Raw genomic sequence first — 1,966 nt, 5'->3', positions numbered from 1 at the left:
ATATCTTAAACATGACTCGGAAGTCATCTTTAAGATATGGTGTATCGTCAGATACTTGAGACCGCCGCTTTCACCGGGTGGGTCGGAAGCTTGGCGTCCCCTAGGGGATTCGAACCCCTGTTACCGCCGTGAAAGGGCGGTGTCCTAGGCCTCTAGACGAAGGGGACACGACACCGTACTTTTATGACGCTTTTGCTCGTTACTTTTTCATCAGACAATCTGTGTGAGCACGCCACTCGAANNAATATCTTTAGGTAAGGAGGTGATCCAACCGCAGGTTCCCCTACGGTTACCTTGTTACGACTTCACCCCAGTCATGAATCACAAAGTGGTAAGCGCCCTCCCGAAGGTTAAGCTACCTACTTCTTTTGCAACCCACTCCCATGGTGTGACGGGCGGTGTGTACAAGGCCCGGGAACGTATTCACCGTAGCATTCTGATCTACGATTACTAGCGATTCCGACTTCATGGAGTCGAGTTGCAGACTCCAATCCGGACTACGACATACTTTATGAGGTCCGCTTGCTCTCGCGAGGTCGCTTCTCTTTGTATATGCCATTGTAGCACGTGTGTAGCCCTACTCGTAAGGGCCATGATGACTTGACGTCATCCCCACCTTCCTCCAGTTTATCACTGGCAGTCTCCTTTGAGTTCCCGGCCGAACCGCTGGCAACAAAGGATAAGGGTTGCGCTCGTTGCGGGACTTAACCCAACATTTCACAACACGAGCTGACGACAGCCATGCAGCACCTGTCTCAGAGTTCCCGAAGGCACCAATCCATCTCTGGAAAGTTCTCTGGATGTCAAGAGTAGGTAAGGTTCTTCGCGTTGCATCGAATTAAACCACATGCTCCACCGCTTGTGCGGGCCCCCGTCAATTCATTTGAGTTTTAACCTTGCGGCCGTACTCCCCAGGCGGTCGATTTAACGCGTTAGCTCCGGAAGCCACGCCTCAAGGGCACAACCTCCAAATCGACATCGTTTACAGCGTGGACTACCAGGGTATCTAATCCTGTTTGCTCCCCACGCTTTCGCACCTGAGCGTCAGTCTTCGTCCAGGGGGCCGCCTTCGCCACCGGTATTCCTCCAGATCTCTACGCATTTCACCGCTACACCTGGAATTCTACCCCCCTCTACGAGACTCTAGCTTGCCAGTTTCAAATGCAGTTCCCAGGTTGAGCCCGGGGATTTCACATCTGACTTAACAAACCGCCTGCGTGCGCTTTACGCCCAGTAATTCCGATTAACGCTTGCACCCTCCGTATTACCGCGGCTGCTGGCACGGAGTTAGCCGGTGCTTCTTCTGCGAGTAACGTCAATTGATGAGCGTATTAAGCTCACCACCTTCCTCCTCGCTGAAAGTGCTTTACAACCCGAAGGCCTTCTTCACACACGCGGCATGGCTGCATCAGGCTTGCGCCCATTGTGCAATATTCCCCACTGCTGCCTCCCGTAGGAGTCTGGACCGTGTCTCAGTTCCAGTGTGGCTGGTCATCCTCTCAGACCAGCTAGGGATCGTCGCCTAGGTGAGCCATTACCCCACCTACTAGCTAATCCCATCTGGGCACATCTGATGGCAAGAGGCCCGAAGGTCCCCCTCTTTGGTCTTGCGACGTTATGCGGTATTAGCTACCGTTTCCAGTAGTTATCCCCCTCCATCAGGCAGTTTCCCAGACATTACTCACCCGTCCGCCGCTCGTCACCCAGGGAGCAAGCTCCCCTGTGCTACCGCTCGACTTGCATGTGTTAAGCCTGCCGCCAGCGTTCAATCTGAGCCATGATCAAACTCTTCAATTAAAAGCTTGATTTGCTTCCACTCGAGAAGCGATGCTCAAAGATTTACTGCATGAATTTTACTTCAGTTAGTCACTCTTCAAGACTTGATATTTTTTTGCATCCGAAGATGCTGGATATCGTCTTGTGGAGTGCCCACACAGATTGTCTGATAAATTGTTAAAGAGCAGTG

At 52.2% G+C, this 1,966-nt stretch carries 1 tRNA gene and 1 rRNA gene; both read right to left on the bottom strand.

Annotation, left to right across the window (positions count from 1 at the left end):
• Positions 1–91: 91 nt before the first annotated feature.
• Positions 92–167 (bottom strand) — tRNA-Glu (locus tag ADK28_RS26595).
• An 88-nt stretch (positions 168–255) separates the two neighbouring features.
• Positions 256–1,797, bottom strand: a 16S ribosomal RNA gene (locus ADK28_RS26590).
• Positions 1,798–1,966 lie beyond the last annotated feature (169 nt).

The organism is Serratia sp. 506_PEND, from assembly GCF_001076875.1.
Taxonomy (GTDB): domain Bacteria; phylum Pseudomonadota; class Gammaproteobacteria; order Enterobacterales; family Enterobacteriaceae; genus Serratia; species Serratia marcescens.
The sequence above is the reverse complement of the archived record's forward strand: the minus strand, read 5'-3'. Positions and strand labels throughout refer to the sequence as shown.